This window comes from Pseudomonas cimarronensis, assembly GCF_049331905.1.
Lineage (GTDB): Bacteria > Pseudomonadota > Gammaproteobacteria > Pseudomonadales > Pseudomonadaceae > Aquipseudomonas.
In genome coordinates, this window is record NZ_CP186283.1 from 3,704,585 (window position 1) to 3,727,500 (window position 22,916).

The window sequence follows — 22,916 nt, forward strand, 5'->3', positions numbered from 1 at the left end:
CACCCTTCGGATCAGCTCAGGCTGGACAGGTAATCCTCGAAGCCAAATTCGCGGACCACCTCGACGCTGCCGTCGAGTTGCTTGACCACGATGGACGGCATTTTCAGGCCGTTGAACCAGTTCTTCTTGACCATGGTGTAACCGGCAGCGTCGATAAACGACAGGCGATCGCCGATGGCCAGGGGCTTGTCGAACTGGTACTCGCCGAAGATGTCACCGGCCAGGCAGGACTTGCCGCAGACCATATAGGTGTACTCACCGCCGCACGGTTCCATCTTGGCATTCAGGCGATAGATCAGCAGATCGAGCATGTGCGCTTCGATGGAGCTGTCGACCACGGCCAGGTGTTTGCCGTTGTAGAGGGTGTCGAGCACCGTGACTTCCAGCGAAGAACTCAGGGTGATCGCTGCCTCGCCCGGCTCCAGATAAACCTGCACACCGAAACGCTCGGAGAAGGCTTTCAAGCGTGCGCAGAACTGATCAAGCGGATAGCCCTCACCGGTGAAGTGAATGCCGCCACCGAGGCTGACCCACTCAACCTGCTCCAGCAGATGACCGAAGCGTTCCTCGATGGTGCTGAGCATCTGGTCGAACAGCTCGAAACTGCCGTTCTCGCAGTTGTTGTGGAACATAAAGCCGCTGATCTTATCCATCACCCCAGCGATCTTCACCGGGTCCCACTCGCCCAGACGACTGAACGGGCGGGCCGGGTCTGCCAGCAGGTAATCGGAGCTGCTCACCTGCGGGTTAACACGCAGGCCGCGAATGGTGCCTTCAGTCTGCTCGGCAAAGCGCTCGAGCTGGCCGATGGAGTTGAAGATGATCTTGTCGCAGTTGGCGACCATCTCTTCGATCTCGTCATCCGCCCAGGCTACGCTGTAGGCGTGGGTTTCGCCGGCGAACTTCTGCCGGCCGAGCTTCAGCTCATAGAGGGACGATGAGGTCGTGCCGTCCATGTATTGCTGCATCAGGTCGAACACCGACCAGGTGGCAAAACACTTGAGCGCCAGCAGCGCCTTGGCCCCGGAGTGCTCGCGCACGTAGGCGATCTTCTCCAGATTGCCCAGCAGCTTCTGTTTGTCGATCAGGTAGTAAGGCGTTTTGATCATGGCGCTGCCCCTGCAAGGTCGGCTAACGGGAAGCCAACAGGCTCCCCCCAAAAAAGTGGAGGCGAATTGTGCCGACAACCGGCGCATATCGAAAGAGCAACGGGGATATTTCGTCGATTCAGTGACCATCGGCAACGACTGCGCGGCCAACGTGAAACATCCCGCACACCCGCAGGTGTCACGACAGCATGGGCAAGCAGGATGACAGGGGCATGACGGCATACAGCGCCTGCGCGGCGCTGATGCGTGGGCTCAGTTGATCGGCGTGGCCGTCAGGTTGGCGCGGATATCGGCGTTCTGCAGCTTGACCCCGTACATCGAAGTCACCGCACCGCCGGTGGGGTGGACGTTCTGAATCCGGTCGATATTCACTTCTTTGAAGTGCACCCGACCGTTGACCGCAAAGCCTAGCGGGTCAGGGCTAACCGGCGTACAGCCAGAGGCTGTCTTATTGCACACCTTGGTCGGCGCCACATCGAGGTTGAGGTCGACATTGAAGCCATAGGCATTGGCGTTCGGGTTGCTCGGGTTACCGTCGGAAGTGTGGAAGTTATCCACCACCAGCTGACTGCCGGTGCCGTTCACCCCATTGACCCGTCCGGTTTCGATGATGATCTGATTGCGCTTCTCGTTGCTCGATACGCTATTGGCCGGGTTACCAGAGCCATCACGGACAAACACATTTTTCAGCTTGACCGAGATGCCTTCGTCACCGCGGTCTTCCCAGCGCCCGCCACTCGCCGCGCAGGCGCTTGAGTTGCTGCCGCTGCCACCGACGCACAGCGCACCAGCACCGCCCGAATTGATGGCCAGAGTCGAGCCTTGCTCGTAGCGTTTAAGTACCAGGCGCCCGATGCTGCTGCCGGTTTGCCGGTCGCCCCAGCGCACATCGTTCACATCCAGCTTCGACCAGTAGGTGCCTTTACGCAGTTCGACGCCATTGTTGCTGACATCCAGCGAACCGTCGCGAAAGTGAATGTCATAGCTGCTACCTGCCAACCAAAGGCCTCGACCATTCTCGTCAACGGTAATCGCCGCATTGGCTTCACTCATATAAAAGTCGGCGTTATAACGCAGCCCGTCACCCGAAGCGCCACCCGCCCTGAGGGTGATGTGGCCATTGAGGGTGAAATCGTAAGCCGGGAAGATTTCCATCAACACCAGCAACTCGGTACCACCTTGCAGCGGCGCGTCAGGCGTGCCGACGCGCAGACCATCGAAACTGTAGCTGCCGACCACGTTCTTGAAACCCAGGCGCATGCCATCAAAGTGACCGTTATAACCGCCACTGTTCATGTCAGTGTTGGTGCCGGCATAACATCCTGCACTCACGCCAGCAGCGCAGCTTTTGGTCAGATCAAAGGTGAACTGACCAGTGCCATGGGTGCGCAGACCACTGAACCACATGGTGTTGCCGTTATCGGTGAGGGCCAGCGAACTGTTGACCATGTTCCAACTGAGGTCTGCGCTGATGCCCTTCTGCCCGGAGTTGGGGTCGCCACCCGGACGCAGCTTCAGCCAGTTCTGCCGCGCGCCCTGATCGAGAAAGTTCAGGTCCACCGCCAGACCGCCGAGCTTCTGATTGCTCGGGTTGCCCATGATCAGGCCGCCCAGAGTGGCGTTCAGCTTGAGATCCTGAAAGGCCACTTTGGCATAACTGCCCACGCCGTCCTGCTCCAGATCCAATGTCAGCCCGGAATTGCTGATCAGGCTGCCGGCAAAATTCTCGGCGCGCAGAATGCCTTCGTCCTGGTACTGGAACAGGCTGTTAGCAATGGTGATATTCGGCTTGATCCGCAAGCCCTCACCGCTGGCACCGCCCCCAGCGATGCTGATGCTGCCACCCAGGCGCAGGTCCATATTGAGTTTGCCGAAGCTGCGCTGCGCATCGACATCACGCAGATCGGGAGTGCCCGGTGTCACCGCCACACCGGCAGTTGGGTCGCCATGCGCCAGATCCAGGCCGATACCTGCAATCGAGCCAACAAAACGCGAGGTACCGAGATCCAGCTTGATTTCCTGGCCGCTGCCGCCGCTGACGATGTCCAGGTACGCGTTGTTCAGGTAAGTATCGAACGACAGGCCTTTGACGATCAGGTCAAAGCCATTGTCGCGGTAATAGAAGGTTGCCGCGCTCAGCGACAGTTGGCTGTCATCCACTCTAAAACCACTGACACCACTGGCACCGCCACCGCTTAATTTGAGGCTACCGCCCAGGGTGAAAAACGCACGGAAAGCACCAAAGCTTTTGCTGCTACCGGCCAGTTCGATATTGTCGATGCTCAGCACCTGCGCACTGCCGCTGTGCTGCACCTGCAGCTGATTACCCACCACATCCAGTGTAGTGGTCGAGCTGCTGCCTGCCGTTTGCGGCGTACCGCTGACGCCCTTGAGACTGAGGGTCTGACCATCCTGTTTGTAGTCAATGCTGCCGGCAGACCAACCTGCGCCCGTGGTTTGCAAACTGATACCGTCGCGCCCGCTGACGGACGACAGTGCCTGATCATCCAGCGCCTGCATGGCCTGAGTCAGCGGACTGAGAAATGCGAGCAACAACAGCGAATGACGGTGCATGGCCCTGCTCCTCAGTTCTGCGGAAAGATCAGCACGTTGCCCTGCATACGGATGGTGCCGTCGATCTTCGCCGAGAAGATGTTGGTCTGCTGATACGACGGATTGCCGCCATTGGCTACGCTCAGGGACTTGTTCTGCCAGCCGCCCTGATTGGCCACGCCAAAGGCAAAACTGCCGTCTTTGAACTTCACCTCGTTAGGCAGGCCGAACTCCAGCACATCCTTATTGAAGGCGGCGCCATCGCCGTTGAAACCGCTGTTGATGGTGCGCGTACGCAACGTCAGCCCTTCAAAGCTGAACACGCCCTTGAGGTTGTCCAGCACATACCAGCCACCAACTTCTTCCGAACGAATAGCGATCCGCATGCCGCAGTTTTCCGGCGTCGTGGCGCCAGCATTGGCGCAGCTGCGCTGGCTGGCCGTCCAGGTGCTGGGGTTGTTGCTGACCGGCTTGCTCCACAGCACGCCGCCGTCCTTGTTGATACTGAACTCACCAGACAGATACACCCCGCCCTGACCATTCATGCTGCTCAGGGTGTCATCATCCAACGCCTGCATTTCCGCCAAGGCCGGCATGGCCAGCAATACACTGCTCAGCACCCAGATTTTAGAGATCACGGCTGGTCACCTTCAGGTAGTTGAAGCTAAGCCCTGAAATTTCATTGCGACCAAAGTTAAAGCCGCCGTTCAAGCCGCCAGCGCCTACCACCGCCTGACCATTCGAGTTCACCACCGCCCCTGGCATGTTGGCGAATCCGTTGGCGGGTGGGCGTCCGTAACCGATATTCATGTTGTCGAAGACCAGATTGGTGCGTGGAGTATTGGCGTAGAAGTCAGCCGCCTGAGCATTACGCTGTGCAGCTGTGCCGCTGGTATTCACGGGGTTACTGAGCTCCAGAACAAATTGGCCGTTGCTGTTCACGTCAAACTGCAGCGGCTGCGATTTGCCATAGCCAAGCGCAATATTGGCGTATGCATTGGTCAGATAGAGCGTACCGCCCAAGGCTGCCGCAGCGCTGCAATTGGCAGCCGCCTCCGGCGCCGTACAGGCACTGATATCAAGGTTTTTGGCAAAGATATTGACCAACGCCTCGCCGACTAACTGCTTACGAGTGTTGTCCCCCCACAAGCGCAGATAAGAGCCGTCCATGGTCAACTGAGCCAGATCAAAATCAAGAATGTCCTTACGTCCGCCGCCAACACTGAAGTCAAAGCGCATGCCGAGATCAGCACGACCGCTTGGATCGCTTGAGCAGTTCAGACCTGCACCAGCGTAACCGCTGATACAGCTTGAGCCGCCTGAGGTCATGCGCTCAGGAAAGGCCAGTGTTAGCACGGCCACATTGCTCGGGGTGGTCTGCACCCATTGCGATGCACCACTGGGCGCCCAGTATTGAACCGTCTTATTGACGCCCCCTTCGCGTACAACCTTACTGCGCAGCTCCCAGGTGTCACTGAGCGCACGCATGTCTTCGCCCTTTCCCAGGGTTACGGTAAAGGGGTGATTCAGCCGCCCCAATGTAACCGGAGTCTTATTGGCGCCTTTGTTACTACCACTGCCGCTGAGGTAGAACTCCGATAACTTGACCGGCATGTTCTCCTTGGTGCCATCAGCCTTGACCCGCTCAATATCGTTGATAGTGATATTGGCAGCTGATGCATCCAGCATGATGCCGTCCAGCACAAAGCCGAAACCGGCGCCTTGAACACTGGAAAGCTCCTCGTCAGCCATTTCCTGCATTTCCGCAAAACCGTTCGTGGCAAACGAAAGCAATACGCAGAAGCCAATTGATCGAAGCATGATTAGCACCCGTGAGTCGCTGAACCGAGGCAAGTATCTTTGCGTGCAATGCCTTCCAACGCTTGCTGGAAGCTTAGGTTGATGGCTGCCGTACCATCAGCATTGCGCGGCAGATTCATAAAGGCCCCCGCCAGTGCCGTGATGAACTTGCTGGCATCCTGCTGATCGCGCCACTGCACGTTTTCCGTCTGCATGGAGAGGAATACACCGTTAGCAGTGCCGACAAACTGCTGGGTCTGATTGTCAAATTTACCCACAGGAATGCTGCCGTAATCGGAAAGATTGAAGCAGGTACTGACACCTAGCAAACCGCAGTCTTGCGATTTAAATAATCCCAGCAAAAAGTTAGCAACCGCACCTGAGGCGGGCATAGAGAGAGTTGTGCCATCAGGCAGGCCGGCCATGGTACCCCGCACCGGATCGGCACTGCCGGCTCCGTTGACCAGTGACGCCTGGGCTTTGAACTCGTCATTTGCCCATGTACCACTCACCAATGACTTCGCAATGCCGCAGATTGGATCCCAGCCGCAATTCATTTTTGGTCCGAGATAGCTACCTTTGCCGAAGATATCGATGGCCAGGTTACCGGTGTAAGTATTGATATTGCCCGACAAGTGCCCTTGCGCCTCACCAAAGCCGAGACGCACTCCGACAACTTTGTTGTCTTTATAGGCCAGCTCCAGGAAGGGGTTGGAAATGCGGAATGGATTGATCGTGTCATCGGCATTAACCGACCCAAGAGCAAAATTGTCGATGTTGATATCGGCTGTGTTAGCCGCCTCACCTGTTCGACCATACAGACCTAGCTTGAGCTTGTTCATGTTCAGCTGGGTTTCAATGTCCATGCCGAAATTGATGCGGGTGTAATTCACCCCAGCATGGCTATCGGTGGTCAGATTTATGAAGGCCTGCCCAGTGACCTCCGACAATTCGCTGTCCGCTAGCTCGACCATTGCGCCATGGGCAGTGGCACTCAGCAGCACACTGCACATGAGAGCACAAGCAGTCTTGGCAAAACGCAAAGTGGGATGCATGGCGGATTCCTTTTCTTTTTATGGTGACAAGCCCTAAGGGCTCCACGCCTTGATTAGCACTATAAAAAGCCGGCCGCCTAAATGTGCCGACCCATAGTCGAGAAAACCCGAGAAAACCGTTGCAGACAGCCTCCAGGCTGTTACCCATCGCTACACCCTGGGTTACATCTGCCCGGGCGGTGCGCACAGACGATGACTGACACTCAAGCCTTGGCAGCGGCTTGCAGTACAATCGGCGTTTTTTGCAAAAGCCCGCGGAGCGGATGCCCCGATGATTGATCCCAAGCGCGTACTGCGCGCCCTTGCTGAACACTGGACGTTACTGGAGCCGCTGTGCGAGCGCTTCGATGCAGGCACCTTGAGCCTGGTGGAGTTGCGCAACCAACTGGCCGCGCAGTTGCCCGAAGGCACGCCCACCGATGTCACCGCCCTGCTCGACCAGTGGATTCGCCTGGATATCCTGGTGCCGGTGGCCAAGAGCCCCAATCGCTTTGAGCTGAATGCGCAGATTCACGACTTCCTCGCCTACCTGCGCCGCGAACACCGCTTGGGCCTGTGCCTGGAAATCGAGGCCTACCTGCGCCATCTGGAGCGCCTGGCCGGCTATATCAAGGACGCCTTCGAGGTGCGCGACGCCGCCGACCTGGCGCGCCAGCTGCGTTTGCTCGATATGCGCGTACGCGATGTGCTGAAGAAGCTGGCCAATGACGAACAGGCCTTGGTCGCCGTGGCCGAACGGGCCAAGACCTCAGATAGACAGATTCCCCTGCGTCAGCGCTACGCCGAGGTGTTGGCCACCTGGGACGAATACGTTGAGCCGATGATCCAACTGGTCGCTGCCGACGGTGCCTTCGAGCAAGGCGTCTATCGCGTCGAACATGTCTTGCTGCGCCTGCTCGGCGAACAACAGCGTCTCGGTCAACTGGTCGATGATGACCTGCTGCTGCGCACCCATGCGCGCATTCTGGAAATGCAGACCACCGCCCAGCTGACCCTGCGTCGTGCCCGCGAGCTGCTGTTGCCGCTGCGTGAAGAAGCGCGCCGGCACAACGCCGTGACCCGTGGCGCGGCGCTGGCCCTGGCGACGATTCGCAAGAAGGGCCTGGACGCCGTGCCGCAGGCCTCCATGCCGCTGTTCAGCCGCCCGCAAAGCACCTTTCTCGGCACCGCGTCGCAGGTCGAGGCCTATGTGTATGCCCTGGCCCGTTTCGAACCGAAGCCCGCGCAGTTCCCCAAGGCCCATACCAGCCGCAAGGGCGAAGCGCCCCGTGCGCCGCGCACAGCGCGGGAAATGATCGAGCGCTGCGAACAGGCCCTGCCGCTGCCAGACCTGATGGTCTGGTTGCTGGAACAGGAGCCGGAAGGTGCCACCGACGAATTGCTCTACTGGTTCTCGCGCCTGTCCCGCGATGGCCGTTTCCAGCGCGAGCGCCTGGAGCGCCGCGACTACCTCACCCGCGAGCATCAGGTCAGCCTGAGCTCCTTTGCCCTGATCAAGCCGGCCGGGACCACCCTATGAATATCGACCTGAAAGAACTGACCCAGCTCGCGCCGATCTTCCGCGAGCTGTTCAAGGGCTACCACATCAGCCGCAGCAACCCGGAGCTATATACCCAACTGGCCAGCCAGCAGGATCAGTACCGCAGTCTGTTCAAGGCTCTGGGCTATGAGCTGACCTGCGACAGCCGCGGTTTCTACTATTTCGTCCCTGAACAGATGGGTGCGCAGGTCAACAAGACTGCCCAACGCCTGGCGCTGTTCACCTTTATTCTGGTCGAGCACCTGGCCGATCAGGGTCGTGACCCGCTGGCCGTGCTCGACGGTGGCAGCCTCGGTCGTGACGAGTTGCCAGCGCTGCTGGAGAAATACAAGGACCTGTTCCTCCAGGCCGAAGTCACCACCCAGGATGAGCTGGAAGAGAAAGTCATGCGCCGCCTGACCCAGCTGGGTTTTGCCAGCGAAGACAACGGCATCTATCGCTTTCTCGCGCCGATGCACCGCTTCCTCGATGTGTGCCTCTCGGTGCAGCAAGACCGCGACCTGGCCGCCACCCTGCACAGCAGCCTGCCGCTGCCAACACCAGTGCTGCTGGACGATGAGACCGAAGACGAGATCATCAGCCTCAGCGAAACAGAAACAGACGAATCCGAAGAAGACGCACTGGCCCGCGCCATGGCCGAAGAACGTGACGCACAGGAGATGGACGCATGAGCCAGGAACGCTACGGCATTCGCCGCTTCGCCCTACTGAATACCGCCGGCTACAGCCTCGGCCTGTTCCCGCTGGAAAACCCGCTGTCGGTCTACGGCGCCAACAACCTGGGTAAATCCGCCTCGATCAACGCCCTGCAGTTCCCGATTCTGGCGCGCATGTCGGACATGAGCTTCGGCAAGTACAGCCTGGAACAGTCGCGCAAGTTCTACTTCGCCAGCGACACCAGCTATATCCTCGTTGAAGTCGCCCTGCCCCACGGCCCGCACGTGATCGGCGTGGCCGGACGCGGCCCAGGCGGTGGTTTTGGTCACCAATTCTTCGCCTACCAAGGCACCCTGAACCTGGAGCATTACCAGAAGAACGGCACCTGCCTGCGTCAACGCGAGCTGTTCAATAATCTGGAGCGCGAAGGCATCAAGGCCTACGAGCTGAAACCCGAGGAGCTGCGCCGCCTGCTGGTCGGCGGGCATACCTCGATTCCGCTGGACCTGACCCTGATCCCGCTGCGTTCGACCAGCGAGCAGAGCCTGAAAACCTTCCGCGCGCTGTTTATCAACCTGCTACACATGCGCGAAATCACTGCAGCCAAGCTCAAGCAACTGTTCCTCGACGCCTTCGAGCACAGCCTGCGCTCGGGCAGCGTCGACTACATCGCCGCCACCGAAGAAGCCTTCCGCGATGTACGACGCATGGAACAGGACTACCAAGCTCTGGTGACCGCCGGCCCGCTGATTGAAGCGCTGGCCGCCGGCGTAGCCCAGCGCGAGCTGCTGCGCGGCAAGCTGCATCGCCTCTCGCCGCTGCTCGACTCGCTGCTCGGCACCTGGCAGGACTACGCCGGCGCACGCCGCGAGGAACTGGTGATCCAGGCCGAGCACTACCGTGGCGAGCAGGACGGCCTGCAGCAAGAACAACGCGGCGGCACCCAGGAACTGATGCGCATGGAGCGCGAAATCAGCGAGATCCAGCGCTGGCTCGGCGAGCTTTCCGTACTGAAGAACCGCTTTGCCCTGGTCACCGACGCCAAGGTGCTGGAAGAGCAGCTGCTGGCCGCCAAGGACGCCCACGACGAACTGGCCGGGGCCCTGGCGCAGTCACGGCAGTTCTCCGCAGAGGACCTGGATGAGCGCCTGCGCGACCTGGAAAAACGCCTGAAATCGGTGAAACAGCAACTCGAACACGCCGACAACAACAGCTATTCACGCCTGCGCGAAGAATTTAGCCAGCAGGACGTCGACCGCCTGATGCGCCTGTTCAACGGCCAGCTGTTCAGCCTGCCGCTGGGTGAGAAAGGCATTCAGATCACCGAGGGCAGTGCCTGGGTTAAATCCCTGGAAAGCATTCTCGATCGCTTCAAAGGTGAGCACTTCGAAGTACCCGGTCTGACCATCGACCTCAGCCATATCGAACCGCCGGCCCTGCAAGCCCTGGCCGACCGCGCCGCTTTACGCGACCAGAAAGACCGCCTGGATCGCGAATACAAACAGCTGAAAACCCAACAGGCGGTAGCCTCCGACCGCGCCGCGAGCAAGGCCCAGGCTGAGCAGTTCTACCAAGCCGTGCTGGATGCGCAAAAAGCCCTGGAAGACTTCCGCAAGAGTCAGACGCTCGCCGTTGAAGAGAGCAGCAAGCTGGAGCAGCTGGCCCAGCTGGAAGCCGCCCAGGATGAACTCAAGCGCGCCAGTGACGCCTTTACCGAACGCGTGCAGCAGCTTTCCGCCAAGCTGCAGCTGGTCGGCCGTCAGCTCGCCGATCTGGAAGCCAAGGAGCGCACCCTGGAGGACGCCCTGCGCCGTCGCCAGTTGTTGCCGGCCAACCTGCCATTCGGCACGCCGTTTACCGACCCGGTGGACGACAGCCTGGATAACCTGCTGCCGCTGCTCAACGACTACCAGGATGCCTGGCAGGGCTTGCAACGCATCGATGGGCAGATCGAGGCGCTATACGCCCAGGTGCGCCTGAAAGGTGTGGCCAAGTTCGATAGCGAGGACGATGTTGAACGCCGCCTGCACCTGCTGGTTAACGCCTACGCGCACCGCCAGGACGAAGCCATCACCCTGGCCAAGGCGCGCCGCGCGGCGGTCACTGACATCGCCCGCACCCTGCGCAATATCCGCAGCGACTACGACAACCTGGAACATCAGCTCGCGCTGTTCAACCGCGAGATCAACAAGCGCCAGGTGTCCAACCTGGAAAGCTTCCGCATCGTTCTCGCACCGAACAAGGATGCGCTCAAACACATCGACCAGATCATCCACAGCGCCGGCCAGTACGAAGAAGGCGAAACCCTCTCGGTGTTCGATCTGCAACAGAGCAGCGAGCAGGACAGCAAGAACGAGGAAGCCAAGGAATACCTGGCGCGCCTGGTCGCCGCGAACCATAACCAGCTGGGCTTGAAAGACCTGTTCGAACTGGCCTTCGAGATCACCAAGGTACACGGCCAGCCAGTGATCCACACCGACATCGATGGTGCAGCGTCCAACGGCACCACCATGACCATCAAGGCGCTGACCAACATGTACCTGTTGCTGCACCTGATGGACCGCGACCAGGCCGGCAAGGTGCGTTTGCCTTACTACCTAGACGAGGCAGCGGATATCGACGAGAAGAACCAGCAGGCGCTGATCGAAACCAGCCTGCAGCTCGGCTTCGTGCCGATTCTTGCCTCGGTAAAACCACAGGTTTCGGCCCATGTAGCCATCGACCTGGAAGGCGGCAGCGGGCCGAATGGCATCTATATCGATGAAGCGGATTGGAAATATATCCAGCGCCGTGACAGCGCCAAGAGCAAGGCAGAAACCACAACCGAAGCAACCGAAGCAACCGAGCCAGCCTAACGCAGGCTCACCTGCCATAAAGCACAAGGGCCGCAATGGCGGCCCTTGTCGGTTATTTCTCCAGCGCGATCTTCGGCGCCCAGCGTAACCACTCTTCCTTGACCTCATCGTGCAGGGCAAAGGTCTGCCCAGCCTGTGCCGGGCCGCCCATTTGCGGGTTATCCGGCGAAGCAAAGGCAATCCCACCTTCCAATAAAGCTTCCAGCGACTCGGTACGCACCTTCACGCCACTGAACAGCCCGGCATCCACACCAATGCCGCTGGCGTTCCAGAAGCGGCTGCCGGTGCGTACCAAAGGCGCATAACGCGGCTCGATCAGGATATGGATCAGCACACGATCCGAGGTCGGGCCAAGTTCAAAGTCGGTCACCTTGCCCACCGGCACTTCACGATAACTGACCACCACCCCCGGCTTGATCGAACCACGCCGCGCAGCGCTCAACACCAGACGCAGACCTTGCTCACGGACATTGGCTTTAGGCGGTGCTTCAGCAGCCGTAAAGTTAACCTGCGCAGCGCCCTTCTGATTCGAGGGCTGCACTTCCAGATACTGGCCCGTGACCAGCGTTTCCAGGTTGGCAGCGCGGGTCAGGCTGACCTCGGGCTTGACCACCCAGAACTGCGTACCAGCACGGGCAATCTGCTGCGTTGCCTGGGTAACCCGGGCGTGGAGAATCACCGCCTGCAGATCATCGGTCAGCTCGATGCGCTCAACCTTGCCCACATCCAGCCCTTTGTAACGAATCGACGTGCCCGGATTCAGCCCATCGCCACGGGGCACACGGATGGTCAAGGCCACGCCTTTCTCCAACGCCTGTTCCTGGCTGCTGTAGAGGTTGAAGCGCTGCACCCGCTTGTCATCCTTGGCGGCTTTCGGGTCGGGGGTCTCGAAAGCAATACCGCCGGCCAGCAGGGTCTGCAAGGACTCGCTCTTGACCTCAACCCCGGACAATCCACCTTTGAGGGTAATGCCACTGGCATTCCAGAAGCGCGTGCTGTTGTTCACCAGATGAGCATACTCAGGCTCGATATGAACACCGAACGCCACCTGCTTGTTATCCCGTGACAGCTGATAGCTCTGTACCGAGCCGACCTTGAGCTGCTTGAACAGAATCGGACTGCCAACCTCCAGCGAACCACGCACGTCACTGAACAACACCAGATGCAGGCCGGGGGCGGCCAAATCGAGCGGGGGCGCCTTTGGCCTGGCGACAAAGTCACGCGCCGGTGCGCCGCCCTTCTCCCCTGGGCGGATGGCAATGTAGTTACCTTTGACCAGCGCCTCCAGGCCGGTAATACCGGCCAGGGAAATCGACGGTTTGACCACCCAGAAGTCGGTGCCTTCCACCAGATAGTCTTCGGTGCGCGGATCCAGCATCAGCTCGACCCGCGCGCCACTGAGGTCATCATCGATCTTGAAGGTCTTCATGTGTCCGACCTGAATACCCTTGTACATCACCGGCGTACGCCCAGGTTCCAGACCGTCGAAGTCATGCAGGGTGAGGTTGACGCGAATACCGGCCTGCGCCGTGTCGAAGTCTTCATACAGGCGGAAGGGCAGCGACGGATCGGTCGGCGGGCTGTCCTTGCGGTGTTCCGGAGTGGCAAAGGCAATACCACCGGCCACGATGCTGGCCAGCGACTCGGTACGCACTTTCACCCCCGAAAGCCCCGCATCGATGGACACACCACTGGCGTTCCAGAAACGCGTGTGTTTGCGCACCAGGGAGGCAAACTCCGGTTGAATGAATACCTTCACCTCAACCTGATTCTGATCCTCTAACAGCGCGTAGCTTTTAACCCGACCAACCTGGATCTGCTTGTAGAACACCGGGCTGTCACGGTTCAGCGAACCCAGGCGCTCGGCCTTGAGGGTCAGGTGCAGGCCAGGCGCATTATCGGCCAGCGGTGGAGGCTCATTGAGTGCGGTGAACTTGCGCGTAGGCTCGCCATCGCCCGGGCTGGCGGCAATGTAATTACCCGATACCAGGGTTTCCAGGCCGGTAATCCCTGCCAGCGAAACGCTCGGTTTAACCAGCCAGAAGCGGGTGTTGCTGAGCAGTTGGTGCTCAACCCGTTTGTCCATTTCCAGGGTCGCCCGTACACCTCGCTGCTCACCGCTGTCATCCAGCTCCAGGGCAGTGAGCTTGCCGATCGACATGCCCTTGTAGATGACTTCGGTCTTGCCGGCCTGCAGGCCTTCACCGGTCTCGAAGGTCACCTGTATCTCAATGCCCGCTTCGTTATAGGCCCGCCATCCCAGCCAGCCGCCGATCAGCAGCGCAATCAGCGGCAGCACCCAAATGGCCGACCAGTTTGAGGCGGGGCGTGCTTTGGCTAACGGCAAATCATTCATGGTCGTCATCCGAATCCGTGTTGTCCCATATCAAGCGGGGGTCAAAAGTTAGAGCAGCCAGCATGGTCAGCACCACCACACTGGCAAAAGCCGTTGCACCGTAGCCGGGCTCGATACTGGCCAGGCTGCCGAAATTGACCACCGCCACTAGTATCGCGATGACAAAGATGTCGAGCATCGACCAGCGGCCAATCCACTCGATAAATCGGTACATCAATATCCGCTGACGCGCCGACATCGGCTGATGGCGTTGCACCGAATACAGCAACAGAGCGATACCCACCAACTTGAACGTTGGCACCAGAATACTGGCAATAAACACCACCGCAGCAATCGGCAGCATGCCGTAGTTCACCAACTCGATAACCCCCGACATGATGGTGTCGGACTGGCCCTTGCCCAGCGAGTTGACCGTCATGATCGGCAACAGATTGGCGGGGATATACAGTACTGCAGCCGTCAACAGCAACGCCCAGGTACGTACCAGACTGTTGGGTCTACGCGCATGCAGACGGCCACCGCAACGCGTACAGAACTGTTTTCTGCTATCCGGCTGCTGCGGATTGAGCTGGTGACATTCATGACAAATCAGCAGCCCGGCATCAATCGCGCGCATGCTCATCCTCTCCCGACAGGGCTTCCCAGATCTGATGCGGCGACATCGTCACCTCCAGCCATACCTGCACCAGTAGCAGCGCGATAAAACACAGCAACCCTAAACCAATGCTCAGCTCAGCCAGATCAACCAGTTTCACAATGGCCACCAGAATGCCCATCAGGTAGACCTCAAGCATGCCCCACCCGCGCATATGGTGATAAATGCGATAAAGCAGCAGACCATAACCGCGGCCAATATCCAGGCGGATACTCAGCAACACAGCAAACTGGCACAGCAGCTTGAGCAATGGCACCGCCATGCTGCACAGAAAGACCACAACAGCGACACCCTGCATGCCGTTGTTATACAACCCGAGCACACCACTCCAGACTGTATCCTCGGTCGCCTGCCCCAATAAGTTAAGGCGCATAATCGGCAAGAAATTGGCTGGCACATACAGCAGCAAGGCGGCAATCACCAACGCCATACTGCGGCGGATAACCTGCGTGCGATGCGTATACAGCTCATAGCCGCAACGCGGGCATTCAACCCGATCACCGGCTGCAGTCGGCGGCCTACGCAATAACAAATCGCACTCATGGCAGGCAATAAGTTGCTTGAGCTCAGGCTCGGAGAGTGCGTCAGGAGATGCCGGTTCGGCCATGTAAAAACTCTGCTGGAAGTACGCCCAGGCATCATAGCCACACGCCGCATCATTGCCTATCAACGGCTCACACGGGCGCGCTCTGTTTTCGCTGCGCAAAGTAAAACCCCCGATCAATTTCTTGATCGGGGGTTTTGGTATAGGTGCTTGACGATGACCTACTCTCACATGGGGAAACCCCACACTACCATCGGCGATGCATCGTTTCACTACTGAGTTCGGGATGGGATCAGGTGGTTCCAATGCTCTATGGTCGTCAAGCGATTCAGCTGGGATGTCGCGGTGAAGCGCTATCCCGAATTGGGTATGTGATGTCTTGGTTTTGCAGTCTTACAAATTTTCGGCTGTTGTAGTCTTCATAGAGACACACAAACATCAAATTGTTTGGGTGTTATATGGTCAAGCCTCACGGGCAATTAGTATTGGTTAGCTCAACGCCTCACAGCGCTTACACACCCAACCTATCAACGTCGTAGTCTTCGACGGCCCTTTAGGGAACTCAAGGTTCCAGTGAGATCTCATCTTGAGGCAAGTTTCCCGCTTAGATGCTTTCAGCGGTTATCTTTTCCGAACATAGCTACCCGGCAATGCCACTGGCGTGACAACCGGAACACCAGAGGTTCGTCCACTCCGGTCCTCTCGTACTAGGAGCAGCCCCTCTCAAATCTCAAACGTCCACGGCAGATAGGGACCGAACTGTCTCACGACGTTCTAAACCCAGCTCGCGTACCACTTTAAATGGCGAACAGCCATACCCTTGGGACCGGCTTCAGCCCCAGGATGTGATGAGCCGACATCGAGGTGCCAAACACCGCCGTCGATATGAACTCTTGGGCGGTATCAGCCTGTTATCCCCGGAGTACCTTTTATCCGTTGAGCGATGGCCCTTCCATACAGAACCACCGGATCACTAAGACCTACTTTCGTACCTGCTCGACGTGTCTGTCTCGCAGTCAAGCGCGCTTTTGCCTTTATACTCTACGACCGATTTCCGACCGGTCTGAGCGCACCTTCGTACTCCTCCGTTACTCTTTAGGAGGAGACCGCCCCAGTCAAACTACCCACCATACACTGTCCTCGATCCGGATAACGGACCAGAGTTAGAACCTCAAGGTTACCAGGGTGGTATTTCAAGGATGGCTCCACGCGAACTGGCGTCCACGCTTCAAAGCCTCCCACCTATCCTACACAAGTAAACTCAAAGTCCAGTGCAAAGCTATAGTAAAGGTTCACGGGGTCTTTCCGTCTAGCCGCGGATACACTGCATCTTCACAGCGATTTCAATTTCACTGAGTCTCGGGTGGAGACAGCGCCGCCATCGTTACGCCATTCGTGCAGGTCGGAACTTACCCGACAAGGAATTTCGCTACCTTAGGACCGTTATAGTTACGGCCGCCGTTTACCGGGGCTTCGATCAAGAGCTTCGCGTTAGCTAACCCCATCAATTAACCTTCCGGCACCGGGCAGGCGTCACACCCTATACGTCCACTTTCGTGTTTGCAGAGTGCTGTGTTTTTAATAAACAGTCGCAGCGGCCTGGTATCTTCGACCGGCATGGGCTTACGTAGTAAATACTTCACCCTCACCGGCGCACCTTCTCCCGAAGTTACGGTGCCATTTTGCCTAGTTCCTTCACCCGAGTTCTCTCAAGCGCCTTGGTATTCTCTACCTAACCACCTGTGTCGGTTTGGGGTACGGTTCCTAATTACCTGAAGCTTAGAAGCTTTTCCTGGAAGCATGGCATCAACCACTTCGTCATCTAAAAGATAACTCGTCATCAGTTCTCGGCCTTGATTTCCCGGATTTACCTAAGAAACCAGCCTACTACCTTAAACACGGACAACCAACGCCGTGCTGGCCTAGCCTTCTCCGTCCCTCCATCGCAGTAATTAGAAGTACGGGAATATTAACCCGTTTCCCATCGACTACGCATTTCTGCCTCGCCTTAGGGGCCGACTCACCCTGCGTCGATTAACGTTGCGCAGGAAACCTTGGTCTTTCGGCGTGGGAGTTTTTCACTCCCATTGTCGTTACTCATGTCAGCATTCGCACTTCTGATACCTCCAGCAAGCTTCTCAACTCACCTTCACAGGCTTACAGAACGCTCCTCTACCGCTCAACTTACGTTGAACCCGTAGCTTCGGTGTATGGTTTGAGCCCCGTTACATCTTCCGCGCAGGCCGACTCGACTAGTGAGCTATTACGCTTTCTTTAAAGGGTGGCTGCTTCTAAGCCAACCTCCTAGCTGTCTAAGCCTTCCCACATCGTTTCCCACTTAACCATAACTTTGGGACCTTAGCTGACGGTCTGGGTTGTTTCCCTTTTCACGACGGACGTTAGCACCCGCCGTGTGTCTCCCGTGCTGACACTTGCTGGTATTCGGAGTTTGCATCGGTTTGGTAAGTCGGGATGACCCCCTAGCCGAAACAGTGCTCTACCCCCAGCAGTGATACACGAGGCGCTACCTAAATAGCTTTCGAGGAGAACCAGCTATCTCCGAGCTTGATTAGCCTTTCACTCCGATCCACAGGTCATCCGCTAACTTTTCAACGGTAGTCGGTTCGGTCCTCCAGTCAGTGTTACCTAACCTTCAACCTGCCCATGGATAGATCGCCCGGTTTCGGGTCTATACCCAGCGACTAAACGCCCTATTAAGACTCGCTTTCGCTACGCCTCCCCTATTCGGTTAAGCTTGCCACTGAATATAAGTCGCTGACCCATTATACAAAAGGTACGCAGTCACCCAACAAAGTGGGCTCCCACTGCTTGTACGCATACGGTTTCAGGATCTATTTCACTCCCCTCTCCGGGGTTCTTTTCGCCTTTCCCTCACGGTACTAGTTCACTATCGGTCAGTCAGTAGTATTTAGCCTTGGAGGATGGTCCCCCCATATTCAGACAAAGTTTCTCGTGCTCCGTCCTACTCGATTTCATTGATAAGAGAATTTCGTGTACGGGGCTATCACCCACTACGGCGGCACTTTCCAGAGCCTTCCACTATTCTCAAATCAACTTAAGGGCTAGTCCCCGTTCGCTCGCCACTACTAAGGGAATCTCGGTTGATTTCTATTCCTCAGGGTACTTAGATGTTTCAGTTCCCCTGGTTCGCCTTACACACCTATGTATTCAGTGTGTAATAACCAGCTTATGCTGGCTGGGTTTCCCCATTCAGAGATCTCCGGATCAAAGTCTGTTTGCCGACTCCCCGGAGCTTATCGCAGGCTACAACGTCTTTCATCGCCTCTGACTGCCAAGGCATCCACCGTATGCGCTTCTTCACTTGACCATATAACCCCAAGCAATCTGGTTATTGTCTCTAACGTGAAGACGACATTCGCCGAAAATTTGCAATTGAGAACTACAAATTTTACCTTGACCAGATTAATTACCAGTGAAAGTAATCAATCAGTCACTTCTATCACATACCCAAATTTTTAAAGAACGATTTGTTACTGGTCAAAGACCAGAAATCAACATTCATCTGCTTGTGCAGGAACGTTCATTTCTGAACTCTAAACGATGCTGTAAATGGTGGAGCCAAGCGGGATCGAACCGCTGACCTCCTGCGTGCAAGGCAGGCGCTCTCCCAGCTGAGCTATGGCCCCAATTACATCGAAGGCCTAACCCCACAACAATTGGTGGGTCTGGGCAGATTCGAACTGCCGACCTCACCCTTATCAGGGGTGCGCTCTAACCAACTGAGCTACAGACCCAATCGTCTTTCGCAATGAATCAAGCAATTCGTGTGGGAACTTATGAAGAAGCTGAAGTCTTCGATTAAGGAGGTGATCCAGCCGCAGGTTCCCCTACGGCTACCTTGTTACGACTTCACCCCAGTCATGAATCACACCGTGGTAACCGTCCCCCTTGCGGTTAGACTAGCTACTTCTGGTGCAACCCACTCCCATGGTGTGACGGGCGGTGTGTACAAGGCCCGGGAACGTATTCACCGTGACATTCTGATTCACGATTACTAGCGATTCCGACTTCACGCAGTCGAGTTGCAGACTGCGATCCGGACTACGATCGGTTTTATGGGATTAGCTCCACCTCGCGGCTTGGCAACCCTTTGTACCGACCATTGTAGCACGTGTGTAGCCCTGGCCGTAAGGGCCATGATGACTTGACGTCATCCCCACCTTCCTCCGGTTTGTCACCGGCAGTCTCCTTAGAGTTCCCACCCGAGGTGCTGGTAACTAAGGACAAGGGTTGCGCTCGTTACGGGACTTAACCCAACATCTCACGACACGAGCTGACGACAGCCATGCAGCACCTGTGTCTGAGTTCCCGAAGGCACCAATCCATCTCTGGAAAGTTCTCAGCATGTCAAGGCCAGGTAAGGTTCTTCGCGTTGCTTCGAATTAAACCACATGCTCCACCGCTTGTGCGGGCCCCCGTCAATTCATTTGAGTTTTAACCTTGCGGCCGTACTCCCCAGGCGGTCAACTTAATGCGTTAGCTGCGCCACTAAAATCTCAAGGATTCCAACGGCTAGTTGACATCGTTTACGGCGTGGACTACCAGGGTATCTAATCCTGTTTGCTCCCCACGCTTTCGCACCTCAGTGTCAGTATCAGTCCAGGTGGTCGCCTTCGCCACTGGTGTTCCTTCCTATATCTACGCATTTCACCGCTACACAGGAAATTCCACCACCCTCTACCGTACTCTAGCTCAGCAGTTTTGAAAGCAGTTCCCAGGTTGAGCCCGGGGATTTCACTTCCAACTTACTGAACCACCTACGCGCGCTTTACGCCCAGTAATTCCGATTAACGCTTGCACCCTTCGTATTACCGCGGCTGCTGGCACGAAGTTAGCCGGTGCTTATTCTGTCGGTAACGTCAAAATAGCAACGTATTAGGCTACTACCCTTCCTCCCAACTTAAAGTGCTTTACAATCCGAAGACCTTCTTCACACACGCGGCATGGCTGGATCAGGCTTTCGCCCATTGTCCAATATTCCCCACTGCTGCCTCCCGTAGGAGTCTGGACCGTGTCTCAGTTCCAGTGTGACTGATCATCCTCTCAGACCAGTTACGGATCGTCGCCTTGGTGAGCCATTACCTCACCAACTAGCTAATCCGACCTAGGCTCATCTAATGGCGCGAGGTCCGAAGATCCCCCGCTTTCTCCCGTAGGACGTATGCGGTATTAGCGTCCGTTTCCGAACGTTATCCCCCACCACTAGGCAGATTCCTAGGCATTACTCACCCGTCCGCCGCTCTCAAGAGAAGCAAGCTTCTCTCTACCGCTCGACTTGCATGTGTTAGGCCTGCCGCCAGCGTTCAATCTGAGCCATGATCAAACTCTTCAGTTCAATACTGCTTGGGTTTTGAGAAAACCCTAAACTTGGCTCAGCAATCGACAAAAAACTCTCAAATTAACGAGTGTTACTTGTGATGCTGATAATCTTGCGACTAGCAGTCTTACCTCACAAGCACCCACACGAATTGCTTGATTCAGTTGTTAAAGAGCGGTTGGTTAAGTCTTTCGTCTCAACCGAGGCGCGCATTCTACAGCAGCCTCATCTTCCGTCAAGCTGTTTTTCGAAGTTCTTTTCAGAAAAGTTCTATCTACTCAACCACTTGCATCTGTAACTTTTAAGCAGTCGTTCTGATCGCTCAAAACTTCATGCTTGTACTAATAGTAAAACCCCCGACCGTTTTCACGATCGGGGGTTTTGGTATAGGTGCTTGACGATGACCTACTCTCACATGGGGAAACCCCACACTACCATCGGCGATGCATCGTTTCACTACTGAGTTCGGGATGGGATCAGGTGGTTCCAATGCTCTATGGTCGTCAAGCGATTCAGCTGGGATGTCGCGGTGAGGCGCTATCCCGAATTGGGTATGTGATGTCTTGGTTTTGCAGTCTTACAAATTTTCGGCTGTTGCAGTCTTCATAGAGACACACAAACATCAAATTGTTTGGGTGTTATATGGTCAAGCCTCACGGGCAATTAGTATTGGTTAGCTCAACGCCTCACAGCGCTTACACACCCAACCTATCAACGTCGTAGTCTTCGACGGCCCTTTAGGGAACTCAAGGTTCCAGTGAGATCTCATCTTGAGGCAAGTTTCCCGCTTAGATGCTTTCAGCGGTTATCTTTTCCGAACATAGCTACCCGGCAATGCCACTGGCGTGACAACCGGAACACCAGAGGTTCGTCCACTCCGGTCCTCTCGTACTAGGAGCAGCCCCTCTCAAATCTCAAACGTCCACGGCAGATAGGGACCGAACTGTCTCACGACGTTCTAAACCCAGCTCGCGTACCACTTTAAATGGCGAACAGCCATACCCTTGGGACCGGCTTCAGCCCCAGGATGTGATGAGCCGACATCGAGGTGCCAAACACCGCCGTCGATATGAACTCTTGGGCGGTATCAGCCTGTTATCCCCGGAGTACCTTTTATCCGTTGAGCGATGGCCCTTCCATACAGAACCACCGGATCACTAAGACCTACTTTCGTACCTGCTCGACGTGTCTGTCTCGCAGTCAAGCGCGCTTTTGCCTTTATACTCTACGACCGATTTCCGACCGGTCTGAGCGCACCTTCGTACTCCTCCGTTACTCTTTAGGAGGAGACCGCCCCAGTCAAACTACCCACCATACACTGTCCTCGATCCGGATAACGGACCAGAGTTAGAACCTCAAGGTTACCAGGGTGGTATTTCAAGGATGGCTCCACGCGAACTGGCGTCCACGCTTCAAAGCCTCCCACCTATCCTACACAAGTAAACTCAAAGTCCAGTGCAAAGCTATAGTAAAGGTTCACGGGGTCTTTCCGTCTAGCCGCGGATACACTGCATCTTCACAGCGATTTCAATTTCACTGAGTCTCGGGTGGAGACAGCGCCGCCATCGTTACGCCATTCGTGCAGGTCGGAACTTACCCGACAAGGAATTTCGCTACCTTAGGACCGTTATAGTTACGGCCGCCGTTTACCGGGGCTTCGATCAAGAGCTTCGCGTTAGCTAACCCCATCAATTAACCTTCCGGCACCGGGCAGGCGTCACACCCTATACGTCCACTTTCGTGTTTGCAGAGTGCTGTGTTTTTAATAAACAGTCGCAGCGGCCTGGTATCTTCGACCGGCATGGGCTTACGTAGTAAATACTTCACCCTCACCGGCGCACCTTCTCCCGAAGTTACGGTGCCATTTTGCCTAGTTCCTTCACCCGAGTTCTCTCAAGCGCCTTGGTATTCTCTACCTAACCACCTGTGTCGGTTTGGGGTACGGTTCCTAATTACCTGAAGCTTAGAAGCTTTTCCTGGAAGCATGGCATCAACCACTTCGTCATCTAAAAGATAACTCGTCATCAGTTCTCGGCCTTGATTTCCCGGATTTACCTAAGAAACCAGCCTACTACCTTAAACACGGACAACCAACGCCGTGCTGGCCTAGCCTTCTCCGTCCCTCCATCGCAGTAATTAGAAGTACGGGAATATTAACCCGTTTCCCATCGACTACGCATTTCTGCCTCGCCTTAGGGGCCGACTCACCCTGCGTCGATTAACGTTGCGCAGGAAACCTTGGTCTTTCGGCGTGGGAGTTTTTCACTCCCATTGTCGTTACTCATGTCAGCATTCGCACTTCTGATACCTCCAGCAAGCTTCTCAACTCACCTTCACAGGCTTACAGAACGCTCCTCTACCGCTCAACTTACGTTGAACCCGTAGCTTCGGTGTATGGTTTGAGCCCCGTTACATCTTCCGCGCAGGCCGACTC

The 22,916-nt window shown here is 56.5% G+C and carries 11 protein-coding genes, 2 tRNA genes and 5 rRNA genes (1 of these 18 cut by a window edge); 3 read left to right on the top strand and 15 right to left on the bottom strand.

The window, feature by feature from the left end; all coding sequences use genetic code 11:
- Positions 1-11: 11 nt before the first annotated feature.
- From ACOCLD_RS17330 to ACOCLD_RS17350, 5 genes are all read right to left on the bottom strand, one after another.
- Positions 12-1,109 (bottom strand): carboxynorspermidine decarboxylase, encoded by a 1,098-nt coding sequence (locus ACOCLD_RS17330; protein WP_422910059.1) that lies wholly within the window; start codon positions 1,107-1,109, stop codon positions 12-14.
- A 252-nt stretch (positions 1,110-1,361) separates the two neighbouring features.
- Positions 1,362-3,683 (bottom strand): DUF6160 family protein, encoded by a 2,322-nt coding sequence (locus ACOCLD_RS17335; protein WP_422910060.1) that lies wholly within the window; start codon positions 3,681-3,683, stop codon positions 1,362-1,364.
- Positions 3,684-3,694: 11 nt separating this feature from the next.
- Positions 3,695-4,300 carry a DUF6160 family protein gene (locus ACOCLD_RS17340; protein ID WP_422910061.1) on the bottom strand — a complete coding sequence of 202 codons (606 nt, stop codon included), beginning with the start codon at positions 4,298-4,300 and terminating at the stop codon, positions 3,695-3,697.
- Positions 4,290-5,483, bottom strand: coding sequence for a hypothetical protein (locus tag ACOCLD_RS17345; RefSeq protein WP_422910062.1), 1,194 nt, complete (start codon positions 5,481-5,483; stop codon positions 4,290-4,292). Before ACOCLD_RS17345 ends, ACOCLD_RS17340 begins: the two co-directional genes overlap by 11 nt.
- A 2-nt stretch (positions 5,484-5,485) precedes the next feature.
- Positions 5,486-6,517, bottom strand: a complete 1,032-nt coding sequence (locus ACOCLD_RS17350) for a DUF6160 family protein (protein ID WP_422910063.1) — start codon at positions 6,515-6,517, stop codon at positions 5,486-5,488.
- Between the two features lie 271 nt (positions 6,518-6,788).
- Here ACOCLD_RS17350 and mksB point away from each other — a divergent pair, with 271 nt between their 5' ends.
- From mksB to mksF, 3 genes are read left to right on the top strand one after another with little or no spacing between them, the layout of a single operon-like run.
- The gene (gene mksB, locus ACOCLD_RS17355) at positions 6,789-8,036 is read left to right on the top strand and encodes an Mks condensin complex protein MksB (protein WP_422910064.1); all 1,248 of its coding nucleotides are present in this window, start codon (positions 6,789-6,791) and stop codon (positions 8,034-8,036) included.
- Positions 8,033-8,728: an Mks condensin complex protein MksE gene (gene mksE / locus ACOCLD_RS17360; protein ID WP_422910065.1), complete on the top strand. Its 696-nt coding sequence runs from the start codon at positions 8,033-8,035 to the stop codon at positions 8,726-8,728. Before mksB ends, mksE begins: the two co-directional genes overlap by 4 nt.
- Positions 8,725-11,568, top strand: coding sequence for an Mks condensin complex protein MksF (mksF, locus tag ACOCLD_RS17365; protein WP_422910066.1), 2,844 nt, complete (start codon positions 8,725-8,727; stop codon positions 11,566-11,568). The genes mksE and mksF overlap by 4 nt, the downstream gene beginning before the upstream one ends.
- A gap of 52 nt (positions 11,569-11,620) precedes the next feature.
- On the opposite strand, the gene ACOCLD_RS17370 is transcribed toward mksF, so the two are convergent.
- The 10 genes from ACOCLD_RS17370 to ACOCLD_RS17415 form a co-directional block, all read right to left on the bottom strand.
- Entirely contained in the window at positions 11,621-13,924 is a 2,304-nt protein-coding gene (locus ACOCLD_RS17370; RefSeq protein ID WP_422910067.1) for an MlaD family protein, read from the bottom strand.
- Entirely contained in the window at positions 13,917-14,540 is a 624-nt protein-coding gene (locus ACOCLD_RS17375) for a paraquat-inducible protein A (RefSeq protein WP_422910068.1), read from the bottom strand. Before ACOCLD_RS17375 ends, ACOCLD_RS17370 begins: the two co-directional genes overlap by 8 nt.
- Entirely contained in the window at positions 14,527-15,186 is a 660-nt protein-coding gene (locus ACOCLD_RS17380; RefSeq protein WP_422910069.1) for a paraquat-inducible protein A, read from the bottom strand. The genes ACOCLD_RS17375 and ACOCLD_RS17380 overlap by 14 nt, the downstream gene beginning before the upstream one ends.
- Before the next feature lie 145 nt (positions 15,187-15,331).
- A 5S ribosomal RNA gene (gene rrf, locus ACOCLD_RS17385) occupies positions 15,332-15,447 on the bottom strand.
- A 134-nt stretch (positions 15,448-15,581) separates the two neighbouring features.
- Positions 15,582-18,472, bottom strand: a 23S ribosomal RNA gene (locus ACOCLD_RS17390).
- 243 nt (positions 18,473-18,715) lie between these two features.
- Positions 18,716-18,791: transfer RNA gene (locus tag ACOCLD_RS17395), tRNA-Ala, on the bottom strand.
- 31 nt (positions 18,792-18,822) lie between these two features.
- Positions 18,823-18,899, bottom strand: a tRNA-Ile gene (locus ACOCLD_RS17400).
- Positions 18,900-18,964: 65 nt separating this feature from the next.
- Positions 18,965-20,500 (bottom strand): 16S ribosomal RNA (locus ACOCLD_RS17405).
- A 374-nt stretch (positions 20,501-20,874) separates the two neighbouring features.
- Positions 20,875-20,990 (bottom strand): 5S ribosomal RNA (gene rrf, locus ACOCLD_RS17410).
- A gap of 134 nt (positions 20,991-21,124) precedes the next feature.
- Positions 21,125-22,916, bottom strand: a 23S ribosomal RNA gene (locus ACOCLD_RS17415); it runs 1,099 nt beyond the window's last position.
- Together the 16S, 23S and 5S rRNA genes with 2 tRNA genes alongside form the textbook arrangement of a ribosomal RNA operon.

Bases quoted from the DNA above. Each gene is read 5' to 3' on its own strand.
- ACOCLD_RS17380 (WP_422910069.1), bottom strand. From the start codon at position 15,186: ATGGCCGAACCGGCATCTCCTGACGCACTCTCCGAGCCTGAGCTCAAG.
- mksB (WP_422910064.1), top strand. From the start codon at position 6,789: ATGATTGATCCCAAGCGCGTACTGCGCGCCCTTGCTGAACACTGGACG.
- ACOCLD_RS17335 (WP_422910060.1), bottom strand. From the start codon at position 3,683: ATGCACCGTCATTCGCTGTTGTTGCTCGCATTTCTCAGTCCGCTGACT.
- ACOCLD_RS17375 (WP_422910068.1), bottom strand. From the start codon at position 14,540: ATGCGCGCGATTGATGCCGGGCTGCTGATTTGTCATGAATGTCACCAG.
- mksE (WP_422910065.1), top strand. From the start codon at position 8,033: ATGAATATCGACCTGAAAGAACTGACCCAGCTCGCGCCGATCTTCCGC.
- ACOCLD_RS17350 (WP_422910063.1), bottom strand. From the start codon at position 6,517: ATGCATCCCACTTTGCGTTTTGCCAAGACTGCTTGTGCTCTCATGTGC.
- mksF (WP_422910066.1), top strand. From the start codon at position 8,725: ATGAGCCAGGAACGCTACGGCATTCGCCGCTTCGCCCTACTGAATACC.
- ACOCLD_RS17370 (WP_422910067.1), bottom strand. From the start codon at position 13,924: ATGAATGATTTGCCGTTAGCCAAAGCACGCCCCGCCTCAAACTGGTCG.
- ACOCLD_RS17330 (WP_422910059.1), bottom strand. From the start codon at position 1,109: ATGATCAAAACGCCTTACTACCTGATCGACAAACAGAAGCTGCTGGGC.
- ACOCLD_RS17345 (WP_422910062.1), bottom strand. From the start codon at position 5,483: ATGCTTCGATCAATTGGCTTCTGCGTATTGCTTTCGTTTGCCACGAAC.